This window comes from Armatimonas sp. (genome assembly GCF_043760365.1).
Lineage (GTDB): Bacteria > Armatimonadota > Armatimonadia > Armatimonadales > Armatimonadaceae > Armatimonas.
In genome coordinates this window covers 1-2,689 of record NZ_JAYUPA010001000.1, presented here as the reverse complement: position 1 = coordinate 2,689, position 2,689 = coordinate 1, and the positions used below count along the sequence as shown (strand labels likewise).

3 protein-coding genes are annotated in these 2,689 nt (G+C 58.6%); all 3 read right to left on the bottom strand.

The genetic code is table 11. The features are described from left to right. On the bottom strand, positions 1-497 hold a 497-nt coding region (locus ACH2EH_RS25290), incomplete at its 3' end, for a hypothetical protein (protein WP_395146200.1). A 41-nt stretch (positions 498-538) separates the two neighbouring features. Beyond that, on the bottom strand, positions 539-2,320 hold the full coding sequence (locus tag ACH2EH_RS25285) for a hypothetical protein (protein ID WP_395146198.1): 1,782 nt from the start codon (positions 2,318-2,320) through the stop codon (positions 539-541). Continuing rightward, positions 2,317-2,689 (bottom strand): hypothetical protein (locus ACH2EH_RS25280; protein ID WP_395146196.1); only part of this gene is annotated, 373 nt, incomplete at its 5' end. The genes ACH2EH_RS25280 and ACH2EH_RS25285, both read right to left, overlap by 4 nt.

Below are 2,689 nucleotides of genomic sequence, written 5' to 3'. Positions count from 1 at the left end.
CCGCCCAAGAGGCCCGCATGGCTCAGAAGACTCAGCGGGGTTCGGGTTCGCGGCTCGCGCTTCCAGCGGCGGACAGTGGGGAGCAGCTCGCGTGGAGGGAAAGTGCCCGCTTGGACGACCAGCCCGAGGCCACAGCAAGCCGCCAGCGCCACACCTGTCCGCCGGGAGAGCGTCGGCCAGCGCAACCGAGCGTTCCAGAGTAGCATGATCGCGAGCAGAAGTCCCAAAAAGGCCACGCCGCCCGTCAGCCAGTGAAAGCGCAGTGCCAGATAGAGCGCTCGCAGACCGATCAGCGCCGCAATGAATCCCAGAGTCAAGAGCACGGGCCGGGGCAGGTGGCGGAGCAGGGCAGTGAGTAGCAGCAAAGCCAGTAATACGACACAGAGAACACAGACGGTCGCAGTAAGCCGGGCGAGTAGAGTCGCCTCGCCGACGTGCACCAGCGCGGCACCGAGTCCACCCGCAAGAAAGAACGCAAGAAGCGCAGCACGGTTCATACTACTTTGTACGGCAAAGTTAATGCGAAACGTTCCCGACGCTACGGCAGAGCCGTCACACCGCTCTGGTAGGAGACCACTTTGTAGGTCCGTCCTGCCAGGGGGAAAAACGCGGGAGCAAGCTCCGTGAGCCGGAAATCGTAAACACGCTTGCGGTTGAAGCCAAACTGATCCAGGAGCGCTCCGGTCGTGGAGTTGTAGGTGAACTGCCCAAAAGGTCCGTCTTTTTTAATGATCAAGGCACCCAGATGACGGTAGATTCCCCCTTTGCGCGTGGTGTAGTTCGTACAGCCGACGCTGGGGTTCCCCCCGGACGAGTCTAGGGCAAAGAGAGCGGCGTGGAGGGTGATGTCATCAATGTGTATTTTACTCTGGTCGTTTTCGACGATCCACATACGTCCTGTGATCAGGCCGAAGACACCGCAGAGTGGGTCCGCCTCCGTGGCGCTGGATTGCAGGTTACTCGCGCTCCCCAAGGCGAGGCGCTGGTAGATAATCCCCCCATTAATTTGGGTGCGTCGGTTTTCCGGGGTGGCAATGGTGAGGCGGGTCACGGAGTCTGCGCTGACATTGTTGGCAACGGCTCCCGCGATCCCGCCGGTCTGAGTGGTCGTGTCTCCTATATCCCCATTTACATAGACAAGGCCGTTTGTGACTCCGGTGTAGCTCTCGGTCGCAGTGAGGGACTCCGTTTTCGACTTAGGCATCGTGTAGCGTGAGACGAGAGTTTGATTCGTCAGATGATTTAGGGTGACGACGGTACGCAAGGCAGTGGTGCCGCTGGTCTGGTAAAACGTCAGCACTTGATTGACATTGTCTATGCCTGATGTGCTGAGTGTTAGCTGTGTCACGGAACCCTCAACAAAGATGCCACCAACGGTTGCGCTACCCGCTGAGGGAACCAGCAGGCCGGGTGTGGCAGGCGCGGTGGCTCCCCCGAGAGCGTCTGCCTGCAGCGTACTGGTATTAGTAGGGAACGGTATTAAGGGAGCATTGAACTTAGGGGCCGTGCCCGAAGTCGCAACGAACTGCCAGTCACCGAGCGCGGGCTCTTGTTTGGTGACCAAGCCTTTCCACCACTGGATCTGTGAAGGCGCTCCTGCACAGGTGAAGTAGTTCGTGTCGGGATGGGTGAAGAGAAGGTTCGTGGTGTTCCAGACAATCGTGTGCTTGGCGGCGGGGTCTACGGTGTTGGTGCCCGGGAGGCGCATGTTTAGATGAACGGGGCCTGTGAAGATATGCATCCCGGCCATCCACACAAAACCATCAAGCGGCTCATCGTAGAAGATGCCGTACTCAGCAAATCCTTTGGGGCGAACCACCAAGCGGCTGGAGTAGGTACTCGTACCGCACTCTCCCACACACTGAATCGCGAAGACCTTCTGGCCCGTCGCGGGGTCGTTGCCCGGATAGATCCGGACTCGAAGCAGGCTCGGTTTGGCTCGCCCTACCACGCTTTCTCCCGCTGTCGGGGCTTGGCTGAGGCGGATTACATTATAGCCTTGTTCCAGAGACGCTCCGTAAAAATCACTGCCAATTTCTGAGGGCGCAAAAGGAAGGTTCACGCTGTTGATACTGTCTTGCTCAAGCATCCAGGAGTAGGTAATCCGCACACCGGTCTCGGCGAGGTTATGAGCCGTCTGAGCATCGGCCTGGAGCGAGATTTGCTGCAGCGATGCATCGGCATTGGCACTCACTGCACTGGTGCGCCCTAGCGTTCCCAGCAAGATAATCCCCAGGATAAAGAAGAGGATCACCATGATTCCCAGGAGCGCCATTCCGCGCTGTGGCCGTCGTCGTGAAAGCCGAACTGTCACTTTCATGGATGTACTCCGTCATTTGGCAGTGCTGTGTCTGGTAGAAGCGTGCCGTCGTTGTTCAGTAAAGCGACAGCCGAGTCTGATGTTCCCCGTACCGTATCCGAAGCCGCTCCCAGAGCGGAGCGCTCGTTGTTGTACGAGTCTTTTTCTACAAGAAGAACGCGGTAGAGTAGCACGCTGCCGCTTTGCGTTCCTCGGCGAAACGAGACGGCATCCCCGCTTGGGGCAAGCTTGCGATAGATATCTGTTTTGCTGACAACAGCACCATTTTCATACAGCCACTGCCAGAGAAATCGTCCTGTGCTCGGGGCTGGCGTGCCGTCGGGATCGCCCCGGTAGAGGAGCATTCCTCGGGTTTGTGCCCGGCGACTC

Bases quoted from the DNA above. Each gene is read 5' to 3' on its own strand.
- ACH2EH_RS25285 (WP_395146198.1), bottom strand. From the start codon at position 2,320: ATGAAAGTGACAGTTCGGCTTTCACGACGACGGCCACAGCGCGGAATG.